Below are 22,403 nucleotides of genomic sequence, written 5' to 3'. Positions count from 1 at the left end.
CAACAGTCAGAAGCCCGGATCGGGCAAACAGGGGAGAATGAGAATGACGGACACCAGGTCGGATCCGCAGCGGCAACTTGCCCTGCGAGTTATGCTGCTTGCCTCCATGGTAGGCGTCACGGCGCCGTTGATTGCGCAGACGGTGGACAACGCGCAGTCCCCGGGGGCCGCCGCCAGTTCGCCTGTCGAAGGGAGCATCAAGTCTTCGTCGGTGCAACCCAACCCGGTAGCTGAACCCGAAACGGCGGCGATGCCGGCCCAGGGCGTCGCCACTACTGCAAACGCTTCAAAAGAGGATGAAATCATCATCAGCGGAGCGCGCGCGACTCAACGCTCATCGTTGGAGACGAAGCGCAGCGCAGCCGTCATTCTCGACGGCATCGTCAATGACCAGATAGGTGCTCTGCCCGACAATTCGGTGGGTGACACACTGACGAGGATCACCGGCGTGACGTCGGATCGCTTCAAGGGCAACGCCAACGAGATCTCTGTGCGCGGTCTTGGGCCGACGCTGAGTTTCGCGACGTTCAACGGGCGCGAAGTCAGCAGCGCCGGCGCCGACCGCTCGGTTGCGTTCCAGCAATTCCCTTCCGAACTCGTCAACGGCGTCCTCGTCTACAAGTCGCAGGAGGCGGACTTCGTCGAGGGCGGTTCGGCCGGTATCATTGACCTCCGGTCGCTGAAGCCGCTCGATTACGGCAAGCGCCGCATTGTGGCCGAGGTGCGTGGGGCTTACTCGCCGCAAGAAAACGACAATCTTGGAAGGACTGGCGCCAGCTACCGCGCGAACCTGTCCTACACCGACCAGTTCGAGACCGGGATCGGCGATATCGGCGTTAGCATAGGCTACCAGCGTCAGGACACTACCGCGCCCGAGGACTACTACACGACAAATTCGGCATTCGTGCCGTGCACGACGTCGGCGAATGCTCCCGGCACGAGTGCCACGAACTGCAGTAACGCCGTCACCGCACCAACTGGTAGCACGGTGGGAGGCCGCTACTTCGCGACGAGCAGCCGGGCCTGGCGCGCAAATGTCACCAACGAGAAGCGTGACGCGCTCATCGGCGCCCTCGAGTGGAAACCGACCTCGGAACTCGATATCTCGCTCGACGGACAATATTCGAAGCGGCGCAGCCTGGAGCGACGCTTCATCTTCTCCATCACGGAGGCCACTCGCGGCATCCAGCCGCAGATTATCGGTGGTGTCGGAAACGACGACTCCGCCGGGGCGCTGCTCCGATACGCTGGCAACTCCAACCTCGAAACACAGAACGAGCGTCGCCAGAGGAATGAGACGTATGTCGGCGGCGGCGGGACCGTGAATTGGAAGCACGACCAGCTGACGCTCGTGGCCGACGCCTCATATTCGGGGTCGCATCGCACAGAGACGCAGAAGGCAACCCGACTGCGCTCCAACACCCGCGTAGCCTATGTCTTCGATAATACGCGGGATGCCGTCCCAAGCGTGTCCTTCGGCAACTTCAACATCAACGATCCCGCTAACTACACATTGGCGGGATATGCCCGGAACCGGCTCGCGACGAACCGACGGGATAAGATCTACGCGGGCCGCGTCGACGGGTCCTACGACCTCGATGGCGATTTCCTCCAGTCGCTGAAGGTCGGCGGACGGTATTCCTCGCATCGGCGCACGAACGACAACGCTGCTAACACGGATCTCGACACCATTGCGCCTGCGCTCTCGGTCGCCGGCAATCAGCAGTGCCGCACGTCCTTCCCGACAAACGACTTCATGCACGATTCCAAGACGAACATCTCCTCTTGGGCCACCTTCGACAACGACTGCCTCTATCGGACATTTACGGGCGGCTCGGAGGGACTGCCCTTTCCGACAGAGACGCGGGATCCAAGCGACATCAACGTGCGCGAGCGCATTTGGGCGGGCTACGCGATGGCCAATTTTCGGAGCCAGGTCGGGGACGTTCCCGTGTCCGGAAACGCGGGTGTGCGCTACGTCCGCACCACTATCGATTCCAAGGGCTTTAACGTGCCCGTCTCGGTCGTGATCGATCCAAATTCCGGGCTCTTCGTGGTCAATCCCGTCGCAGGGGCGACCGTCGTGGAGTCCACGCAGAAGGGTAGATATGCCTACTGGCTCCCGAGCGCCAACATAGCGTTTGACGTCTCTGAGAAAGTGAAGTTGCGCCTTGCGGGATACCGGTCTCTCTCCCGGTCGGGCATCGAGAGCTTCGGGGCCGGTGTCGCCATCGGTGCCGCCAGCTCGACCGCGACAACCGTTCAGGATGCACTTGCAAACAGCACCACGGGCAATCCGGCGCTCAAGCCTTTGATGGGTTGGAACGCGGACGTCTCGATGGAGCTCTATCTCAATAAGGACACATCGTTTTCCTTGGCGCCCTACTATAAATGGCTGAAGGGCGCGGTGATCGCGAGGAGCGCGCCGCGTTCGACCACATTGGTAGTGAACGGTGCGCCGATCACTATCAGCTCGATTGCCCCGATAAACGATGACACCACGCGCCGCCTCTATGGACTGGAGGTGAGTGGAAGCCATCAACTGGCTTGGTTGCCCGCTCCCCTCGACGGCTTCGGGGTCAGCGGCGGTTTCAATTACGTCCATGCCAACTTCGCGTATCCGGATCCGTCGACGCTGGCGCCTTACGTGGAGCCGGCAAATCTGATTGGTTCGTCGAAATACAATGCGAACGCATCGATCTGGTGGGAGAAGTATGGCTTCTCGATACGTGGATTCTACCGCTACCGGTCGAACTACTACAAGCCGAACAGCAGCACCAACCGCTCTGTTCGGGGATCCGACTTCCTAGACGTGTCGGTCCAATACAACATCAACGATCACGTCCAGCTGAAGGCTCAGGCCCAGAACATTACGGGCACCCGCGACATATTCTTCAAAGGGGGATACGATAGCGTTACGGAGGTCAGCGCTAGCGGCCCAACCTACTATGCCGGTGTGCGTGTGGTGTTTTGATGCGCCTCACTCTTTTTTGTTATCGCGGCATTGGAACTGGGCGTCGCGCCGTATGGCTCTACACGAGCCTACGGAGCAATCGTCTCTGATCGCTGTGCCGCAGACCTCAACGGCGATCTCGGCGGTCCGAGCTTGATCATTTGGAAGGAGGATCAGCTGGCGGTTCTGAAGACGCGCCAGGCAAACGATCCGGCGCTCGCTCGCACTGTCGCCGAACTGGTAGCGCGTGCCGACGCGGCGATGGGCTTGAAGCGTTTCAGCGTCGTCGACAAAAGCAGCCTGCCACCATCGGGGGACCGTCACGACTACATGAGCATTGGTCCATATTGGTGGCCGGACAAGACGAATCTTCAGCGCCCCTACATCCGCCGCGACGGCGAGGTGAACCCGGAGCGCGCCACCAACGCGTTCGACGCGACGCGCATGGACGCGATGAGCAATGCCGTCGCGGACCTGGCGCTTGCCTACCACTATACTGGCCAGCGCCGGTATGCCGAGGCGGCCGCCAGGTTTATCCGCGCTTGGTTTCTAGATCCAAGCACCCGGATGAACCCGAACATGGACTATGCGCAAGGGGTGCCGGGCAGAGTGTCGGGTCGGAAGGAGGGGGTGCTGGACACCAGTCGCCTTCTCCGCGTTGTCGAGGCGATCGGCCTGATGAAATCGAGTGCCGCCCTCGCTCCCGAGGAACAGGCCGGTCTTGAGGAATGGTTTTCGCGATACGTCGACTGGATGCAGCAGAGCCCGAATGGACGCGCGGAGCGGGCAGCGAACAATAATCACGGGATGTGGTTCGATGCCCAGCTGACCCGTTTCGCTTTGTTTGCGGGCAAACCGGATGTCGCCCGCGCGGTCGTGCAGGCATTTCCGAAGCGTCGCATCTCTGTGCAGTTCGCGCGTGATGGGCGCCTGCCTCGCGAGCTGGCGCGGACGCGGAGCCTCCACTACTCGATTTACGCGCTAACCGCGGCATATGACGTTGCTGACGTCGCTGCGTGTCTTGGAACGGATCTATGGGACTATCGTGACGGCAGAGGCCGAGGTCTTCGTTCCGCTACCGATCTCCTGGCAGGCTACGTGCAGAAGCCGGAGCGTTGGCCATATCCTGAGCTCAGCGTGCCAAAGGGAGAGCTGTCTGACTTGATGACGCGCGCAGGTTGGGCTTGGCGGTCCTCCGACTACGCTGCACCTGAACCGAGCGCGGAGACGCAGCTTCTTTATGAGCGTTGGCCGGGACGGGGCGCCACGTTGCCTACGTCCGTTCCCAAGAGCTAGATCGCCAGCCCTACCTTACACAGCCTTCAATATCAAAAAGGGCGTCGGGACGGCGGACCGTCCCGACGCCAGATCAGGCCGGGGAGGGGTGCGGCCTGAAGGGGAAGCTGCTTTTGACCAAGGTCGTACTTTGCACGCTCGATGATTTTGATGAAAACAACATCAGAAGGTGATCGCGCTTTTGAGCCCGAGCACGACCACGTCCGGTAGTGCCGCCCGCCCGCCAGGGTTAAGGACGTATTGGAAGTTGGGGCGCAGGATCAGCCAAGGAGCGAGATGAACACTGTAGAAGAATTCCCCGGCATACTCTGCTTTCGCTCTCGGCGTTCCCGGGTCTGAGAGACCTTCCGAGCGGTCGGCACGGCCGTTTACGTTGGTTCTCGCGAAACCCAGCCCGATGTCGTCGTGGGGGCGGAAGGCGATCGCACCGGTCAGGAATAGCCCGGTTGAAATCTGGTTGTCCGTCCGCTGCGTCCGGCGGTCAGTCTGGGTGATGTTCAGAAACAGCGTGAGTCCCTTGATGGTGCTAGGTTGGCCGTTGGCGTCGAGCTTCGCGGCTCCGGTGATCTGCTGCTGGAGCATGACATAGGCCCCGTAGCGCCCGTCCCGCCGCAATGGCGCCAGTCCGGTAACGGCATAGGGGCGGTGCGACCCGTCGAGCAGAAGGTCGTTGGCGTTGGCGGTATTATACCAGGCGCCAAGCCGATAGATGCCCGGCAGGCCAGCGGCGAGCCGAGGCGTGTAGCCCACTTCCATTGGCACGAGTGCGCCTTTGGCGCCATGGAAGTAACCAACGATGAACCTGTTGTTGAGGTTGCGCGGGTTCTGTTCGTAGACGCCGGCCTGCGCATACCAGCGCGTTTTCTTCATGCGGAGCCTCACGCCCCACTGGCTGATCGGCCAATTATACCAGTAGTCACCCGCGAGGTTGCCCGCCGGCGCTCCGCACAAGCTGAGATTCATGAAGTCGCACGAGAAGGCATTGAACTCGCCCCCACCAGGGATGCGCCCGAGCTTCACATCGACCCCGCCGCCGAGGCTCTGTTGATACCACAGACGCGTCAGTCGCCAGGTCTGTCCACGTCCGTAGACTTCCTGAACCTGCTGGAGCAGTCCCAATCCGGCTCGATCCGTGAGATTGTGACCGCGCCGATAGGTGATGCTTGCCTGGACCAAGCCACCACGCAGGCCGAACAGCTTCTCTGTGTCGATCGCGGCGCCGAACGCGAGCTGACCCGTCTCGGTAGCGTCCTTGCGCGCTCCCCCGCTGATGTTCGTCGCCAATTCGCTGACGTAGGACGCGTTCAAATCGACGCCAGCGTCCCTGATTCGGGTCCGCAGGCCTCCCCACTCGCCTGTCAGCGTCGGCGGCGCGCTCGCGTGTTCCTGCGTATCTGCAGCCAAACTGTCGGGATTCGCATCGGGAACAACGTCGCGGCTTTGAGCAAGAGCAGTCCCGCTCCATCCTATCAAGAGCGATGCCGAGAGAACTAAAATGGCTGACTGTGCCCGACGGCGACAGGGCAATCGCGGTGTCATGCGATCTACTGCGAAGGCGTCCCCGGCGCCATCAAGAACGAGCGGTGGGGCGACCGTATGGGTGAGGTGTCGGTTCAACGAGACATTCCGGGTCGAAGGGATGATCTGCGTGGCCTGCCACCGGTATTGCTGTGAGGATTGTCGCCACGAGACGCCTTTTTGGACGAGCTTCGTATTATTCATGAGGCACCGCCGGCCATCATTCGAGGTGCGATCGGGCGTTGGCCAAGGTTGTCCCCAGCTGACGAACGGGTCGAAGCGGCCTGAAGCCTTGGATGATGCTGTTCGCGGTGCTTCAAGGAGGCGGAGATCCGATCCCCTGTCCTCAAGGCCAAGGCGGCGATCGTGACGGTAGGGTTCGCCCATCCGGAGGTGGGGAACGTCGACGATCCTACGATGTAGAGATTCGCGATGCCGTGCACACGACCGTGCGGATCAACGACTCCCGTGCGCGGATCGGAAGACATCCGGGTCGTCCCGATGTGGTGATAACCACCTAGCGGGTGCGACGAGACGAGGGGGTCGCTGTGCCAAATACGTCTTGGATCATCTAGCCATTCCGCCCGTTCGACATGGCCCAGACCAAGACGACGGAGCTCTGAACCGAGCGCATCGACCAGTCCGATCACGCTTCGCTTGTCCAGCTCCGTCAGGCGCCAGTCTAGCTGGACGCGCGGCATCCCGACGACATCGACGTCGCGCGTCATGGTGATCCGACTGTCCCGGTTCGGCGCTTGTTCGGCGCGGACCAGCAGCGAAAGCTCGAGACGCCCCATCTTATACAGAGCCCAGGGCCGAGCGGGATCAACATGGCGCTGGACCGAGGAAGCGAAGTTCTTGGCGCCCATCCACAGGGCTCGTCCCGCGCGGTTGGGTGGAATGTCGTGTTTCATCCCGTCATAGATACGCATCCCCAAAGATTTCCTCGCATCCTCGGGTTGCCGGGCCACGATCGTGAGCGAGGAGTTCAGAAGACCCTGCTTGCGCTGCAGCGCCGGGCTTGTGGCGATCATCGCAGCCATGTCCTGGCCCTCGATGCGATGTCGACGCGCGAAGAGCTTGAGCATCCGCCACGCCGCGCCGCCCACGATCCGCCCCCCGCGGGCGTGCGGGTGCTCCATGAAGAAGCGCCCGACCAAATCGTGTCCATTGCCCAACCCGCCCGGCATCTCTGTCCGTGACGCCAACAGCAGTCGTGGCGTTTCTATGCCGCCTGCGGCAAGCACGATTGCGCGGGCATGCACGACGAGGCGGCGTCCTCCGATGGTTCGCGCGATCAATCGACGGACGGAGCTTGCCTCCAAGTTAGCCTGTAGTCTGGTGACGTTGGCGTGGAGGACGATCCTGGCTCGCGGATGGGAGGCGATGTCGTCGGCACGGCCTATAGTAAATCGGTTGAGGCTCGTGTCGAACGTCCAGAGGGGGGTCGTTAGGAGTGCTTCGTCGAAAGGAGGCATCGTAAGCCCGGCGCCCACCATGTCGCTGATGTCGGGCCGCCAGTTCGGCTGCCCGAACAACGGCCGCGCCTCCTCGTAATAGTCACGGATTTCGCGCCAACCGAGAGGCCAGCCGGAATGGGGGATCCACTCGCGCTTCTCCAGATCGATCGGTTCGAGTTCGGCGCAGCGACCTCCCCAAATGGCGGTGGTCCCGCCGAAGAAGCGGAGGCGCGCGTCTCGGAGGGGGTAGTATGCCTGCCCGACGATCTTTCCGTCGTTAAGACCCGCTGTTCCCAGTTCGTAATCGGTCCCGCCGCTTTCGAGCAAAGTGACCTCGTGACCCAGCGTAAGCAGACGGCGCGCGATCGTCTGGCCAGCGGCGCCTGATCCGACGATGCAGATCTCTGTATGAAGCGTGATGTTTTCACTCGCCTTCTCAAGATCGATGATCATCAAACCTCCGCGGGACTACAGCGTTGACCGGCGCGAGAGGAATGTCGCCGGAATTTGTGCGGCGAAGTGCTAAAGTAGCGGTGCTGGCGTTTATTGGACGCGATGTGCGCGAATTGTCGGACCAGGCTGACTGGCAACACCCTTTCGGGTCGGCGCTGCCGATGGAGCGGACCGCCCCGCTTGTTCACGGTCAGCGCTCATACGAGCGAACTGCCTCCGTCCCGTCATTCGAAGACAAGAAAGGGCTTAATGCGACAATAAATCTGCTCGGAGTGCCCTTATCGGGCGACGATAGTTCCTAGGAATGAGGCCAGGTCATGTTTTTGTCATCGCCTACCGCCGTTTTGGTCCACGGCGCTTGGGCTGACGGCTCCAGCTGGCAGCGGGTCATTCCAATTCTTCTGGACAACGGAATCCCGGTCGTCGCCGTTCAGAATCCGACCACTTCCCTCGCTGACGATGTCGCGGCAACCCGGTTGGCTATAAGTGCGATAGAGGGTCCCGTCGTGCTCGTGGGCCTTAGCTGGGGTGGTGCCGTGATCACGGAGGCCGGTAACGATCCGAAGGTTAAGGCGCTGGTCTACGTAGCCGCTTTCGCGCCAAAGGCTGGCGAGACGGTGGGCGAACTCGTCCAGGCTCACGCTGCACCTCCGGGCCTTGCCCAACTGAGGCATGATGGGGCCAGCAATCTGAAGCTCAGCGTCGAGGCTTGGGCGCATGACGTCGCCCAAGACCTGCCAGAGGCGGAGACGCGCGTTCTCGCTGTGCTCCAGCCGCCGCTTCCGGCGAGCACTTTCGGCGAGGAGATCACGGAGGCAGCGTGGGCAAGCCGGCCATGCTGGTATGTCGTTTCCACGGATGATCGCATCGTCAGCGTGGAACTCGAGCGCGCTCTCGCCACCCGGATGGGCGCGACGACGGTCGAGCTTGAGGCGAGCCGTCTGTCGATTCTTTCCCAGCCTCAGAAGGTTGCGGCCGTGATCCTCGACGCTGTGGCTCACGTCGACGCCTGAACCGCATCGCCCGCCAGAACCACGAATTATCCCTGACGAACGCTGCCATGATGATCAACGTCGTTTGATCACGGCACGATCCTACAAGCCTCGCTCGCCCCGCAGCGGCATTCTCGCCGCACATCGACCGACGGAGAATTTGCATGGACGCCATCACGAAGGGGAGCCCGCTAAGCGATCCGGACAAGGTGCCGCAGGCGATGAGAGCTCTGCTCGGTCGCACCAACAGGGACTGGTGGCCTAACGCCCTATCGCTCGACATTCTGACGCAGGGCGGTGTTTCACCAAGCCCGTTCCTTCCAGACTTCGACTATCGACAGGCTTTCCGATCACTCGACTACCAAGGGGTCAAGACCGACCTTTTGGCCCTGATGACGGACAGCCAGCCGTGGTGGCCCGCAGACTATGGGCATTACGGACCATTCTTCATTCGCATGGCTTGGCACTCGGCCGGCACATACCGGACGGGTGACGGTCGGGGTGGTTCGTCGTCCGGCTCGCAGCGGTTCGCGCCGCTCAACTCGTGGCCTGACAACGGGAATTTGGATAAGGCGCGCCGTCTGCTCTGGCCGATCAAGCGCAAGTATGGGGCGAAGCTCAGCTGGGCCGATCTGTTCATTATGGCGGGAAACGTCGCGATCGAGTCGATGGGGGGTCCCATCTTCGGTTTCGGAGGCGGACGCGCGGACACGTTCGAGCCGCAGCGCGACATATACTGGGGCACAGAAGAGCAGTGGGTCGGCGATCCCGAAAGCAAGACGCGTATCGACGATGAGGCGGGGCGGGCGCTCGAGGAGCCACTCGCCGCGATCCAGATGGGCCTCATCTACGTCAATCCTGAAGGGCCCGGTGGCAGGCCCGAAGCCCTCCAATCAGCCCGTGACATTCGTCAGACGTTTGCGCGGATGGGAATGAACGACGAGGAGACCGTGGCCCTGACGGCCGGCGGACACACCTTCGGCAAGTCGCACGGCGCGGGGGATGCATCGAAAATCGGCGCGGCACCCGAAGGCGCCGACGTCGCGCAGATGGGCCTCGGTTGGCAGTCGGGGCATGAGAGCGGCGTAGGCGACCATACGATTACGAGCGGCATCGAAGGCTCTTGGACGCCAACGCCTACCACGTGGGACATGACTTACTTCGACATGCTGCTGGATCACGAATACGAGCTGATCCGGAGCCCGGCTGGTGCGAAGCAGTGGCAGCCGATCGGCAATCCCGCCCAGACTTTGGCCCCGAAGGCGCATTCGCCCGGCGTCAAGGTTCCTACGATGATGACTACGGCCGACATGGCGATGAAGGTCGACCCCTCCTACCGAGAGATCATGGAGCGCTACCGCAGCGATCCAGCCTTTTTCGCCGATGCATTCGCACGCGCTTGGTTCAAGCTGACGCACCGCGACATGGGCCCGAGGGGCAGGTATCTCGGACCCGACGTCCCGGAGGAGGATCTGATCTGGCAGGATCCGCTTCCGAAAGCCGGGCCCATTCGGATCGACGCCTGGGATCTGGCGGACCTCAAGGCCAGCATCGCGGATTCCGGCCTGTCGATAACGGAACTGGTCGGCACGGCCTGGGCATCAGCTGTAACTTTTCGACATTCCGATAAACGGGGAGGCGCGAACGGCGCGCGCATCCGCCTGGCACCCCAGAACGGATGGGATGTCAACGAACCGGCAAGGCTTAGACGCGTGCTGTCGGCCTATGAACAGGTCCAGACCTGCTTCGAGTCTAAAAGCAGTCCAGAGGGCCCCTCTGGGGGCAAACGTGTTGCGATCGCCGATCTGATCGTGCTTGGCGGTTCGGTGGGCATCGAACGGGCCGCAAAGGCGGCCGGCCATGAATTGGAGGTGCCCTTCGCTCCAGGTCGGGTAGACGCCACGCAGGAGCAAACGGACATCGCGAGCTTTGCGGTCCTCGAACCGCGGGCGGACGGCTTCCGGAATTACCTTCAAGTGCCGTTCAACGTGCCGACGGAGGAGTTGTTGATCGACCGCGCGCAGCTCCTCGGGCTCAGCATCCCAGAGATGACTGTGCTTGTCGGCGGATTGCGGGTGATCGGCGTTGTGCATGAGGACTCGCCATGCGGCGTCCTCACGGACCGGCCGGGAACGCTGACCAATGACTTCTTTGTCAATCTGCTCGACATGCGAACGGCTTGGAAGCGCATCAGCGACGAGAGTGACGAGGAGTTCCAAGGCACCGACAGGGACAGCGGTGACGCACTTTGGACCGCTTCGCGGACCGACCTCGTCTTCGGTTCAAACTCGCAGCTCCGTGCCGTGTCGGAGGTCTATGCAGCTGTGGATGCCAAAGACAAATTCCTAAATGATTTCGTCGCTGCCTGGACCAAAGTCATGAACGCGGACCGCTTCGACCTCGACTAAGCGTTTCGGCCGGGAACATGCGGTCGCGGCAGCCTGCTGTGGTCGTCTCTAGCCCATGGCACTCGGTCCGTGTCGCCTGTGGCGGTTCGGTCGCGAGGGCCGACTGAGCGGGCGCGCTCGGGCGTCAAATCTAATCTGTAGCCACCGGTGGTGGCCGAACGCGAAGTCGAGGAATAGCGACAACGCGTCGACTTGATCGTCGTGGGTGCAGTCCGGGAATACGACTAGCTCCCGCTTGAGATCATAAAGCCAGGCGGCTGCCGTCGGAAGCAGATAGTCCCCGGTAGCGAGCTAAGCGGAACGGCCCGCTAGGCGTTCTTCCTTAGATCCCCTCGAGGTAAGAGCGAGCACCATATCCATAACGTCGGCGCGTTTGACGGTTTGCCGAAGCGATATGCCGATACATGCTCCTTCGATCACCATAGCGTCTGCCCGCCACTTACGCTGCCAAGCAATGACGCGATCAAGCAGGGTTGGAAAGGATAGGCGAGCCCGAATAAGGTCGAGGAGATACCGCTGTTCCTCATGATATCCCCAAGTCATGCCGACCGAGTAATCCGCTGATATGCGCTCGCTAATAGCGGGATCCCGAACCTGTACGACCTTTAGAAAGGCAGAGCGTACCGGCATTTCCTCATATTGTCCGAACCACGCCAGATCGATCAGCGCGCCGTCGGATACAAAGCGAATTTTGTTGGCATTGAGCCGCAAAATATTGTGGGCCCTGCAGCAGCTTTAACTCCTTCAAATATGAAAGCGGCGCGCGAATTGGGTCAAGAACCGAGCTCTCTTATGAGTGCCTGACTTTGGGTCGTTTCAATTAGGCGTTATGATGGGAGCCAACCAGCACCAATTCTATTGCGCCGCTATTGCCTACAGCTTGGATCCGGCGAGCCAACGGTTGCGACAGCCGAGCATCGGGAGCGGGGGAGGGTGACCCGGACGGTGTCACTCGTCTCTTTGAGGTATTAAGATGGACGATAACGACGAACATTTCGCCGTCTGTGCACATGCGACGGAGCGATTTTTAAAGATGCTAGCCGGCCTGTGACCATGCCCGGCCGTGAAGGGGGAACGCCGACTGGTACGCTCGTGCGGCTGCCCGAGCTATCTAACCCTTGACCCGTCAACGAGCGCGGCGGAGTGGAAGGCTTCGAAGGTTAGGAACGCATCCGAGCTATTATGGCTCGGCGGCTTTGGAAAGTGAAACCGGCGCCAGGTATCAGACTCGCCCGCCTCTTACGGCCCGAGTGGTGACGAGATCGGCAAGCGCTACCACGAATGGTGCACCCAATAGCCATATCCAGAGATAGGGTTGCATGGCAAAGGTCCTTATTTGATTTATTCCAACGATTCGTCGGCCCTCTCGTTCCCGCCGATGCGGAAGCAACCGAGCAAGAAGGCGCTCGGATTAAGCCCTATGGCGCTAGCGTGTCTGACGAAGCCGCCGGTGCAGGAAATTTTCATCAAACCCCGCAATCTTGGCCAATTTCGACGGATCGGTGATCATCAGGCTGCCTCGCTTGAGGGTCATGGCATCGGCGAGCCGCAATTCCTTGAAGACGCGATTGATGTGAACAGGCGTCATGCCCAGCGCGTCCGCCAACACAATCTGAGACATCGGCAGAGCAAAAGGGCCCTCCGACGTTAGGCCGATATTGCGCGCTCTTAGGTAAAGTTCGCACATCAAATGGGCAACGCGCTCGACGCTGGACCGTCGCCCCATACTGGCGATCCAGGCTCGCATTGTCCCTTCGTCCACGAGCTGCGCAATATACATCGCCCTGGCCACGGGGCGGTGAGCATCGAGGATCGCATTCATCTCGACCCGGTCGATTTTGGCAACGAGCGCCGGGGTCACGGTCTGGATGCTATGGTCCATCTCCGCCAATAACCCGATATGGAGATCGCAGCAGTCTCCGGGCATCAAAAACGCCAACACCTGTCGCGTACCGCCGGGCATGATCTTATAACGAAACGCCCACCCGTCGAGCATGACGAACACAGGGCCGGGCCGGTCGCCTTCTCGGATGAGATCGGATCTGGCGGCCACTTTGCGCGGCATCGCCGTCGCCTTTGTGAGGGCGGCCTCGCCCGCTTCCCCAAGTTCCCCAAAATTGCGCAGCTTGGTGAGGAAACGATTGTTCATAAGCCGGTATCTCACACTCGGCAAGTTCCTAAAATTGTCCAAAGTTAATGCCGATTGTTAATTTCGTTGAATGTCCAGCTGGCGGTATTCGGTAAGATAGCCGGATCGTCGTGCCCTATTTCTCGCCCCGGCGGCTGGGGCTGGGGCGTGTCTGTCTGGGCGGAGTCTTGAAAATATGTCGGAGTTCATCTCCAACGACAATCACCGCAGTTTAGATGGTCGGCGGCGGATCGAAGATCCTCACGGGGAAGCAGCGATCCTGTTGGTGGAGAGCCTCATTCATAGTTTGATCGCCCGCCGCGTGCTAAGCTTTGCGGAAGCGATCGAAATCGTAGACATTGCCGGCGACGCGAAACGGGAGATTGCAGCAGATGTCGGTGAATCCGCTGCTGAGATCCAAACGCTCACGATATTGGATGCTATTCGTGCAACTTTATCGATTGATCTCGCGGGTGACGAAAGATCGAAGCCCTTGGTGATTTAATCCCTATGAAATTGATGACGCTCAATCATCCAGAGACCGCGCTGCTATATCAGGTGCGCTGAAGCCAGGATCTGGTGGACGGCTATCCCAGTCGTCACACCCGCAAAATGGGATGTTTGGGGAGGCGAGGGCAGCGGCCCGCCGTTAATCGCCTACTGCTAAACCGTCGCCGAGTCTCTCACCGTGCCGCGGACGAAACGCGTCGGCCATAGCCCGACACGCGTTCCTACGAAAGATTTGCCCGCAATGTTAACCTAGGATGAGGTGTCTGCGTGATTGCGTATCATAAACGGCCCATGAGCAGAGAGCCGGCCTCGTCCGCCACCACAGCAATTCTCCAGCGATGGGATGCTGAGAGGGCTGAGATGCACAACGCGCTGGAAAGCGCCTGGTCAGCAAACTCGGCGCGGGTAGCGCTGCATGTCTTGCATTACCGTCTCCGGCCGGTTTCAAGTGCGGAGCCTCTTTCGCTCCCCTGGAATAAGGTCGGGAGTATTATTTCGACATTTGAAGAACGGGCAGCGGCCTCAAGCGAGACGGCACGCGCAGGATAAACAGTGATCGAGCACGAGCATTGGGGGTGGTGTGGGAGCTGACGGGCATCTTGCTGAGCGTGAGTCCGAGCCTTCGTCCGGTCTTTCCAACACGGAGGCTGACTCCGTGTTCGAACGAAAAGCGGGATCCCCCAAGGTCGTTCACGAAGTCATAAGGCTCCAGGGCGACGAGGAACTCGGTCGTCCACTGCCCTCCCTGCTATTCTCTGGCTTTGCCGCAGGTGTCGCGATTAGCGCATCTATCCTGGCCGAGGCATTTCTGCACTCGCGACTGCCCGACGCCCCTTGGGCGAAGTTGGTTTGGTCGCTGGGCTACTCAGTCGGCTTTGTGATTGTCATAATGGGGAACCTCCAGCTTTTTACCGAAAATACGGTCACGGCTGTCTTGCCGCTAGCCACTCACCCCACGAAACGAAACCTCGCAAGGCTATTGCGGCTATGGGCTGCGGTATTCATTGCCAATATGGCGGGGACACTGCTTGTCGCGGTGTTGGTGGCGTACCAGATCATTGTCGATGCCGAACATCTGCACGCAGCGCTGGTAATCTCGCGGCCAATCCTCGGCCATGATGGAGCCACGACGTTCCTGATGGGAATGCCAGCGGGGTTTCTTGTTGCCGCAATCGCGTGGATCCTGCCCAACGCTCGCGGTAGCGAGTTCTGGGTGATCGTTTTGATGACCTACGTCATCGCGCTCGGCGGCTTCAGCCACGTCGTTGCCGGCTCGGGAGAGGCTTGGTTGCTTTGGTTGGCGCATGAGACGACGTTCTACGACGCAACTTGCGGGCTGATACTGCCCTCGTTGCTCGGCAATATCGTCGGGGGTACAGGGCTATTCGCGTTACTTGCGCACGGGCAGGTTAGGGGAGAAATCCAACCGGAAGGGTGATCGCGTCTTAGGGACACTGCCCTGCCCGTTGACTTCCAAGACGCCGGGAAATGGGACGTAGCTGTGCGGTCACGGCGGTTTTCGTCGCCGCCAGCGGTGCAACCGGCGCTACCGTGATCATCGCACCCGGCGGTGCGTTTTTTTGTCCTTTTCGATGGATAGCGAGGGTTTTGAAGTCGCGCCCCGGCTTGCGGATCGCGGCATTGCCTTCGTGCTCAAGTATCGCACGATCCGAAGCCGAATGACGAGCCGGGTATAGCCCTCGTCGGCCGCGTGATGCGCTAAGCGCCCCCACCCGGCGGCACCCGTGAGATCACCGATCCGCTGACACCGCCGATGGGCTCAAGGATGTGGCAGCACGCCGCGGACTGGCATATCGACCCACGCGCGGCGCTATGGGTTTTCAGCTCGAGCGCAGGCAACGCTGCAGACCGTGCTGATCGGCGCCGCGGGCGATATGTGCGGCGCTCGCGTGCATATCGGTCGGCACGGCTTATTCCGAATTTGGCGGGATGAGCGATGGTGTCGCACCGCTTACCGCCGAAAGCGACCCTAATAACCCTGCCACTTCGCAAGGATTGTACGCTTGATCGCGATGGCCGAGATCGATCGTAGGCACGCGAATGAGCGGCCGAAGTTGGAACCACAAGCACAGGCGGAATGTCCGGTTCCGGGTCGTTGCGCTGTTGCAAGCACATAGGTTGCTCTGCCAAAAACCGAGAACAAGGTTTTGATTTCACGAGGAACATGTCGCTCCCCCACCTGTTCGGCTTGCACATCCCTCACAGGAGGACTTCATGCGCGCTCTCTGCTGGCACGGTAAAGGCGACGTGCGCGTCGACACCGTCGCCGATCCGGAAATCAAACATCCCCGCGACGCGATCATCAAGGTGACCGCCTGCGCGATCTGCGGTTCCGATCTGCATCTTCTCGATGGCTATCAGCCGACGATGGAAGCAGGCGACATTCTCGGTCATGAAAATATGGGCGAGGTGGTCGCGCTCGGCTCCGAAGTGACCAACCTCAAGATCGGTGACCGCGTGGTCGTCCCCTTCACGATCAGCTGCGGCGACTGCTGGTTTTGCAAGAAGGGCCTTTACTCGGCATGCGAGCGGACCAATCCCAACTCCGAGCTGGCTATCAAGGCGATGGGCCATTCGCCGGCGGGCCTGTTTGGTTTCAGCCACATGCTCGGCGGCTATTGCGGCGGGCAGGCAGAATATCTGCGCGTGCCAATGGCCGACTTCGGTCCGATCAAGGTGCCCGACAACGTCACCGACGAGCAGGCATTGTTTCTCTCGGACATCTTCCCGACGGGCTATATGGCGGCGGAGAATGCGCAGATCGAGCCCGGCGATACGGTGGCTGTCTGGGGCTGCGGGCCAGTCGGTCAGTTCGCGATCCGTTCGGCGCTGATGCTTGGCGCAGGCCGCGTGATCGCGATCGACGAGGTCCCAGAGCGTCTGGCGATGGCCGAGGCGGGCGGCGCCGAGACGATCGATTTCAGTCAGGTCGACGTCTATGATGAGCTCCAGTTCCGCACCAAAGGACGCGGTCCCGACAGCTGCATCGATGCGGTCGGAGCCGAGGCGTCTGGCCATGGCGGAGCCGATGCCGTTCTCGACAAGCTCAAGGCGGCGACCTTCCTTGCAACAGATCGCGTCCATGTTCTGCGCCAGGCGATCATGAGCTGCCGCATGGGCGGGACGGTTTCGATCCCGGGCGTCTATATCGGCATGGGTGACAAAATCCCGATCGGCGCGATGATGAACAAGGGCCTGACGATCAAGACTGGCCAGACGCATGTGCAGGCCTATACGAAGGAATTGCTCGCGCGGATCGAGGCGGGCGATATCGACCCGAGCTTCGTGATCACGCACCCGGCAAGCCTGGAAGATGCGCCGGAAATGTACCGAAAGTTTCGGGATAAGGAAGACGGTGTCATCAAGGTAGTGATGCGGCCACACGGTTGAATTGAAGCCGGTGCGCAATAGTTCGAAGCGCACCGGCCTCGGCAGAGGATGGGCGCTCGCGAGCAGCCAGCCGGCGCCTTAGGGCTAGGACGGCTCACGTCTTTTGAAGCACAAGGCCAGACGACCGACGACCTTTTCGCAATCCCCGGAAAGTTTGCCGTTGCGAACCTCTGCCGACTTACCGCGGACTTTCATTGGTGTGAGAGCTAAGATGGCGATCGAGTTCGCTCGCGAGCGACGCGATTTCAATTTCGTTCTCATCCTCAGCGGCGGGAACGCCCTGGGTGCCTTTCAGGCGGGCGCCTATGAAGCGCTGAATGAGGCCGGGCTCGAGCCCGATTGGGTCATCGGCGCTTCCGCCGGTGCGATGAACGGTGCAATCATTGCCGGCAACGATCCGGCGGCGCGCTTGGCCAAGCTAGCGGATCTCTGGCGGCCAAGGCGGGGCCGCCAACCTCTGCCTTCCCGACACCTGGGCAGGACGATAGAAATCTTGAGGCGATCGGCCGCCGCGCATTGGACAATGACGGCCGGTCGTTTGGGGGTGTTTGGGCCGATCTTGTCCGGGGCGGGCACGCCTGCAATCTTTGAAACAAGCCAAATGGTTTCGAATCTGGACACACTGGTCGATTTCGAGCGTCTGAACAGGGGCAATGTCCGCTTCACGGCGACCTCTGTGGATATAGAGAGCGGTGAGGACGTGCTGTTCGATACCGATCGGGACGTTCTCGGGCCTCAACATGTCCGCGCAAGCGCAGCACTGCCGGTGGCGTTTCCGCCCGTCGAGATAGATGGCCGCTGGCTTGCGGACGGCGGGCTCTCCGCAAACCTTCCGGTCGATCCGTTTTTCGCGTCGCCGCCAGCCATTCCCACGCTTTGCATCGCTATCGACCTGCTGCCGCTTGCGGGGAGGCGGCCGCGGACGCTCGGTGACGCGGCAACCCGGATGCAAGACCTCCTGTTCGCGACTCAGTCACACCGGTCGATGACAAGGTGGAAAGATCACTATCAAAGGCGTCAGGGTGAAAACCTGCCAGGCATCTCCTTCCTGCGATTGGCCTACGAGGCGCCCGACACAGAAATATCCGGTAAGGCGATGGATTTCTCGCCCCGGTCGGTCGGAGACCGCTGGGATGCCGGTAAAGCAGAGATGGAACGCCTGATCGATGGGCTCGGCCGGTTCGCGCTGCCGATCAGAAAAACGGGGATTGCCATGTTCGATGGACGTACGCAGAAAGAAATGGTCGCCTAAGCTGGTCAGAGCTGATCCCCTTCTTTGCTCAACACGATTGGGGGCACCTCATGGCCCTGCTCGGGAATTTGCTGGCAGACTTATTGTGAGCGAAGCCGAACCGAAATCGGAGGCTTGAGCAAACCATCGATCCTAGCGCAAGCAATCGATCGCGCGGGAAGGATTGCGGAGGAAGCCAACATAACGGCGCGGCGCCTGCAGCTTATGAACGTCAGCCCCTGATGGTCGCTGTCACGTACGACGTTAGAGCGAAATCGTACCGGCGGGCGGACGATAATATTCGTCGATCCGTGCGCCGTAGGCGTCATCGAAAATGGGCGCTGTGTCGGGCCGAAAACTCGGACCGCCGGAGAGCATGTCGCTCGCGACCTCGACGACATATCCCCCTTTGCCGTCTTCGTAGCGCAAAGCCGACCACGGCAACGGGTGATAGGCCTGGCCGAGCCCAAGGAACCCGCCGGTCGATATGACGACATACGCGACTTGACCGGAACGCTTATCGACCATGAAATTGCGGACGGTGCCCAACTTCGAACCTGCCGCGTCAAACACGCGGGTTCCCTCGACTTTGCTCGACGCGATCAAAGAACCTGTCTCCGATGCTTGGATGGTCTCGCTGTCGATCGTATCCATGAACTGGTCCCTGTTGAACTCGGGCGCCGCCGTCAATGGCGGCGACGCACCTTCTAATTGCCGCGCAGCGTGTTGAGGATCGCTAAGCCGATTATTCCAGCGACCGCGGCCGTTGCTAAGGGACGATCGCGGGCAAAGTCGCGCGCTTTGCCATACGCATTCTGGATATTTCCGGAAAATTGGTCGGCGATCCCGGAGCCCTGCATTTGCTCATCACCGATCGCCTTGCCGGTAACCTCTTTGATCTGACCGGTCACGTTCTTGCTTGTGCCGATATATGTGTCGCTATTCATGATGACCCTTTCGGACCGCGACGGACGCGCCGGGTCCCTGCTCTAACCATCCGGGGCGCGATAAGACCCGTAACGGCTCAGGTGTTGCTATTCTCAGGCTCGGCCTCGGTGCCATGCTGAACTGGCAACTCCGGCCTTCCATCGCCCGCCGCCGGATCGCTGTCGAAATCTTCGACCCCGCCGCCGCCGCCAGCCCCAGCGCCGCTACCGACGACCTCGCCGTTCTTCGTGACCCCGGCGCGGCGACCGCGGTTCTGCCCGCCGTCGGTTGCGACAGACAAAGCGAACCGAGCGTCGCCAACCGGTGCCGGGGCCTCAGTTTCTCCGCGCGGCCGCGCCGCTCCTTGCTCAGGATTGATCAGACGATCGTCGCTCACACCGTGCTCCTGTAACCGGGCTACCGTCCTGCCGTTCAGCAGGTCGGTGGCTTCACCTCCGTGTTCACTGGACGCCACCCTCTGTGCGCTCTTCGGGGGCTTCGTCCTGGACTTCTTCCAAATCGGCAGCGTCGTCGTCTTCAATCGCTTCAACGTCGGTCGGAAGCTCCCCACCTTCGGTGGCGGCTTCGAGCGCGATGTCGTCAGTCAGCTGCTTCTCAAGCTCGGGATCCGGGATCATTGCGATTTCTCCATCAGGTCTTCTTGAACGAGCGGGAATGAGAGGAAGGCCCCGGTCGACCAGATTAAATTGCAGCCAACGAGATACGCCGCATCATCACCCTTCATCCAAAAAAAGCGTTCCTATCTCGACGTAGATCAAGATTGACATGGCGAGCGGGCGGTAGAGCGAAACATCGCTGGCCGGGGCTGAGGCGCCAGAGACAGGACATGCACCGTGGCATGTTCGCCTCGAAGAGTGGGAGCATGGGGATGCATCACTTCCGCCTCTATTTCTTGGATCCGGATGGCCGCATATTGCGGGCAGAAAACTATTCCGGCGACAATGATGCCTCGGCTGTCGCCGAGGCCATCCGCCAGGATCATCCTGGCTATGTTGAAATTTGGCAGGGCACGCGGCGCGCCGCATCAATCAATCCGGATACTGGCCAAGTCGCCCACGGGGCCTTGGGTAAGACATTGTCCGTGCGATCTTCTATGCACGGCTTATCGTAAACACCTGGCGCACGAGGCATGATGCGCAACACGTCCATCTGCATTCTACGCGGCGATCCGCCGGTGACACCACTGCCGATCGCGAGAGGGCAGTATTGCCACACCGCTCGACAGCGCCATTCCTTACGCGTGACCACGGCCGACCGAGAGGGATCTGCTGCTCGGCATACTTGTCGGCGGAGCCGGCGGCGAGTCCTGGGCTTGGCGTGCCAGCATCGGCCATGATCAATACCCCCCCGATGACGCCGCACTCCAAATACAATTGGCGGGTGACAGCTACCGGCGAAAAGGATCAGCGCACGCCGCGGATGCTGCGCCGCAGTTGTAAGGAGCATAATCCCAACCTACCCGAAAGACGGCGCCTTAAAAGACAGGAGATCGTGCCCCAGCCTCCGCTGGATCGCGGTACGGAGCGCCAACGAGTGCCGCATGATTTGGCGCGTTCGCCGTGCAATCGGCGACCTCGACTTTCACCTCCTTCGCCGTCTGCACGGCTTCAAGAGCCCGAGGGGCGTGAGCGCCGCTGCCTGGGTCAAGGCGGCTAAGGTCGCGTCCGGCACAAAGACGCGCAGCCTGACCGTGGGCCTCAGGAACGCGCGGGGTCCAAGGCTGTAGTCGTTTTCGTTGATGAGCAAGACGTTGCTCGTGCTACGCAAGCGGAGTGCGCGTATGTCTCTCGGTCATCGACGCCTGGATCGCATGTCGATGATGCAGCGCCCATCTCTCTTTTGAAAACGGTTCATGCTCGCTTACTTACGGGCGCAGGACAACTTCTATCGACCACCAGGAACGACATGGGCAGAACATCGTTTTAGCTGAGCGAGATACACGCCTCCCCCTGCGATTTCGCTAGAGCCCCGTCGCCACCCCCCGTCAGGCGGGGCTCCTATCGGCCTGAGCTCGTCAACCTCCGTTGGAGCGAAGTGCGTCGGGCTCGAATTTCCGCAATCAGCTTCAGCGCGACCTTCATGTGACGATCGGCTTCTTCGTGTCTTCCAGCGACGTTGGCCTCCGACATAGCGGCAAGCCGGGCGGCCAAAGCCTCGCAGAGCTCAAAACAAAGAGGAATATTGGCAGTTTTTCCCACTATTCTGGATACGCTCTGCCACCAGCGTTGTTCCGATAGCGCGCCTGCTCGGTCGAACATTGTAGGTGAAGACTGTCTTAACCCACGCCACCAGATGATGCGTGACTAGCCTCACCGCTGGGCTTCACGCTTCCGCATATGGATGATGTTCTCGAACGAGTTCAGCCGCCTTCTCCACTGCGGTTTTCTCATCGGCCGTTCCGACGGGGATCACGCGCCAGTTCGACTGCGGGTGCTTCGTAATCGGCAGCACTTCCACCACCCCCACCGCGCGGACCCACTTCGCATATTTTCCCCCCGTCGCGCCGACCAGCATTTCGACGAGTAGCGTTTCGAGCGCAGCGGCTTTCATACTCACATCCTGTGTCGTCGCTGCTGCAATGACAAGCACCGCGCGTCTGTGAAGCAGAGCGCGAAACCATGAACTAGAGCGGCGGTTGGGCGATATTCGCTGCGCAGGTAAAATGCCATATCGAGAGAGAGTTCTCCGGCGTGGGCCGCCATTTGACCCCACCTAGCACCGTACGCATGAGGCCGAGCATTCTACTTGATCAAGCCCTTCAGCCCCTGCGCAGGTCGAAACTTGGGGCGCCGGATCGTGCTGATGTTCAAAGGCGCGCCGGTACGTGGATTGCGCCCTAAGGAGGCCTTCCGCTCCCCGACGTAAAACCTTCCGAATCTGGCTAGCCGGACTTCGCTGCCGGAAGCCAAGGTCTGGCTGATCTTGCCGAGGATAGCCTCAACAAGCCGAGCCGCATCGCTCCGGTCAAACCCCGTCTGTTCCGCCACTGCGCGGATCAAATCTTGCTTGTTCATCCGCCCATCATCTTTTGTTGGAGCGAATAAGCCCCGCGCTGCGGCGTCTGTCAAAGGAAAGTCGTGCAGAACCGAAGCTCT

Annotated in this window: 19 protein-coding genes; 10 read left to right on the top strand and 9 right to left on the bottom strand. The window is 60.8% G+C overall.

All coding sequences use genetic code 11. From position 1 onward, the window contains the following. The first annotated feature begins 43 nt into the window (after positions 1-43). A complete protein-coding gene (locus Q4F19_RS07340; protein WP_303541200.1) occupies positions 44-2,974 on the top strand; it encodes a TonB-dependent receptor in 2,931 nt (976 codons plus the stop codon). Positions 2,975-3,004: 30 nt separating this feature from the next. Further along, a complete protein-coding gene (locus tag Q4F19_RS07335) occupies positions 3,005-4,249 on the top strand; it encodes an alginate lyase family protein (RefSeq protein WP_303541199.1) in 1,245 nt (414 codons plus the stop codon). A gap of 162 nt (positions 4,250-4,411) precedes the next feature. Here the strand turns inward: Q4F19_RS07335 and Q4F19_RS07330 are convergent, their stop codons facing one another. Continuing rightward, positions 4,412-5,971 carry a carbohydrate porin gene (locus Q4F19_RS07330; protein WP_303541197.1) on the bottom strand — a complete coding sequence of 520 codons (1,560 nt, stop codon included), beginning with the start codon at positions 5,969-5,971 and terminating at the stop codon, positions 4,412-4,414. Further along, positions 5,968-7,680 carry an FAD-dependent oxidoreductase gene (locus Q4F19_RS07325; RefSeq protein ID WP_303541196.1) on the bottom strand — a complete coding sequence of 571 codons (1,713 nt, stop codon included), beginning with the start codon at positions 7,678-7,680 and terminating at the stop codon, positions 5,968-5,970. Before Q4F19_RS07325 ends, Q4F19_RS07330 begins: the two co-directional genes overlap by 4 nt. A 317-nt stretch (positions 7,681-7,997) precedes the next feature. On the opposite strand from Q4F19_RS07325, the gene Q4F19_RS07320 reads away from it, so the two are divergent. After that, positions 7,998-8,693 (top strand): alpha/beta hydrolase, encoded by a 696-nt coding sequence (locus Q4F19_RS07320; RefSeq protein WP_303541194.1) that lies wholly within the window; start codon positions 7,998-8,000, stop codon positions 8,691-8,693. Between the two features lie 143 nt (positions 8,694-8,836). After that, complete coding sequence (gene katG / locus Q4F19_RS07315; RefSeq protein ID WP_303541192.1) at positions 8,837-11,080, top strand: catalase/peroxidase HPI; 2,244 nt, start codon at positions 8,837-8,839, stop codon at positions 11,078-11,080. Positions 11,081-11,371: 291 nt separating this feature from the next. Here katG and Q4F19_RS07310 read toward each other — a convergent pair whose 3' ends face one another. Continuing rightward, positions 11,372-11,791, bottom strand: coding sequence for a hypothetical protein (locus Q4F19_RS07310; protein ID WP_303541190.1), 420 nt, complete (start codon positions 11,789-11,791; stop codon positions 11,372-11,374). 715 nt (positions 11,792-12,506) lie between these two features. After that, positions 12,507-13,229, bottom strand: coding sequence for a Crp/Fnr family transcriptional regulator (locus Q4F19_RS07305; RefSeq protein ID WP_303541188.1), 723 nt, complete (start codon positions 13,227-13,229; stop codon positions 12,507-12,509). A gap of 175 nt (positions 13,230-13,404) precedes the next feature. Here Q4F19_RS07305 and Q4F19_RS07300 point away from each other — a divergent pair, with 175 nt between their 5' ends. From Q4F19_RS07300 to Q4F19_RS07285, 4 genes are all read left to right on the top strand, one after another. Next, positions 13,405-13,713 carry a hypothetical protein gene (locus Q4F19_RS07300; RefSeq protein ID WP_303541186.1) on the top strand — a complete coding sequence of 103 codons (309 nt, stop codon included), beginning with the start codon at positions 13,405-13,407 and terminating at the stop codon, positions 13,711-13,713. Between the two features lie 660 nt (positions 13,714-14,373). Continuing rightward, positions 14,374-15,156 carry a formate/nitrite transporter family protein gene (locus Q4F19_RS07295; protein WP_303541185.1) on the top strand — a complete coding sequence of 261 codons (783 nt, stop codon included), beginning with the start codon at positions 14,374-14,376 and terminating at the stop codon, positions 15,154-15,156. A gap of 797 nt (positions 15,157-15,953) precedes the next feature. Next, positions 15,954-17,129, top strand: a complete 1,176-nt coding sequence (locus Q4F19_RS07290; RefSeq protein WP_303541184.1) for a zinc-dependent alcohol dehydrogenase — start codon at positions 15,954-15,956, stop codon at positions 17,127-17,129. Between the two features lie 211 nt (positions 17,130-17,340). Further along, on the top strand, positions 17,341-18,381 hold the full coding sequence (locus Q4F19_RS07285; RefSeq protein WP_303541182.1) for a patatin-like phospholipase family protein: 1,041 nt from the start codon (positions 17,341-17,343) through the stop codon (positions 18,379-18,381). A gap of 243 nt (positions 18,382-18,624) precedes the next feature. On the opposite strand, the gene Q4F19_RS07280 is transcribed toward Q4F19_RS07285, so the two are convergent. Together Q4F19_RS07280 and Q4F19_RS07275 are read right to left on the bottom strand one after the other, a co-directional pair. Beyond that, the gene (locus Q4F19_RS07280) at positions 18,625-19,014 is read right to left on the bottom strand and encodes a PRC-barrel domain-containing protein (RefSeq protein WP_303541179.1); all 390 of its coding nucleotides are present in this window, start codon (positions 19,012-19,014) and stop codon (positions 18,625-18,627) included. 53 nt (positions 19,015-19,067) lie between these two features. Beyond that, complete coding sequence (locus Q4F19_RS07275; RefSeq protein WP_303541177.1) at positions 19,068-19,307, bottom strand: CsbD family protein; 240 nt, start codon at positions 19,305-19,307, stop codon at positions 19,068-19,070. 113 nt (positions 19,308-19,420) lie between these two features. On the opposite strand from Q4F19_RS07275, the gene Q4F19_RS07270 reads away from it, so the two are divergent. Next, positions 19,421-19,699: a hypothetical protein gene (locus Q4F19_RS07270; protein WP_303541176.1), complete on the top strand. Its 279-nt coding sequence runs from the start codon at positions 19,421-19,423 to the stop codon at positions 19,697-19,699. Between the two features lie 49 nt (positions 19,700-19,748). On the opposite strand, the gene Q4F19_RS07265 is transcribed toward Q4F19_RS07270, so the two are convergent. Continuing rightward, complete coding sequence (locus tag Q4F19_RS07265; protein WP_303541174.1) at positions 19,749-19,925, bottom strand: hypothetical protein; 177 nt, start codon at positions 19,923-19,925, stop codon at positions 19,749-19,751. Positions 19,926-20,176: 251 nt separating this feature from the next. Between Q4F19_RS07265 and Q4F19_RS07260 the strand changes: the two genes are divergently transcribed. Further along, positions 20,177-20,419 (top strand): hypothetical protein, encoded by a 243-nt coding sequence (locus Q4F19_RS07260; protein ID WP_303541172.1) that lies wholly within the window; start codon positions 20,177-20,179, stop codon positions 20,417-20,419. Between the two features lie 1,211 nt (positions 20,420-21,630). On the opposite strand, the gene Q4F19_RS07255 is transcribed toward Q4F19_RS07260, so the two are convergent. Both Q4F19_RS07255 and Q4F19_RS07250 read right to left on the bottom strand, forming a co-directional pair. Then, positions 21,631-21,858, bottom strand: coding sequence for a hypothetical protein (locus Q4F19_RS07255; protein WP_303541170.1), 228 nt, complete (start codon positions 21,856-21,858; stop codon positions 21,631-21,633). Between the two features lie 191 nt (positions 21,859-22,049). Beyond that, on the bottom strand, positions 22,050-22,376 hold the full coding sequence (locus Q4F19_RS07250; protein WP_303541168.1) for an HU family DNA-binding protein: 327 nt from the start codon (positions 22,374-22,376) through the stop codon (positions 22,050-22,052). Between the last annotated feature and the right edge of the window lie 27 nt (positions 22,377-22,403).

Source organism: Sphingomonas natans (assembly GCF_030546695.1).
Taxonomy (GTDB): domain Bacteria; phylum Pseudomonadota; class Alphaproteobacteria; order Sphingomonadales; family Sphingomonadaceae; genus Sphingomonas_I; species Sphingomonas_I natans.
The sequence above is the reverse complement of the archived record's forward strand: the minus strand, read 5'-3'. Positions and strand labels throughout refer to the sequence as shown.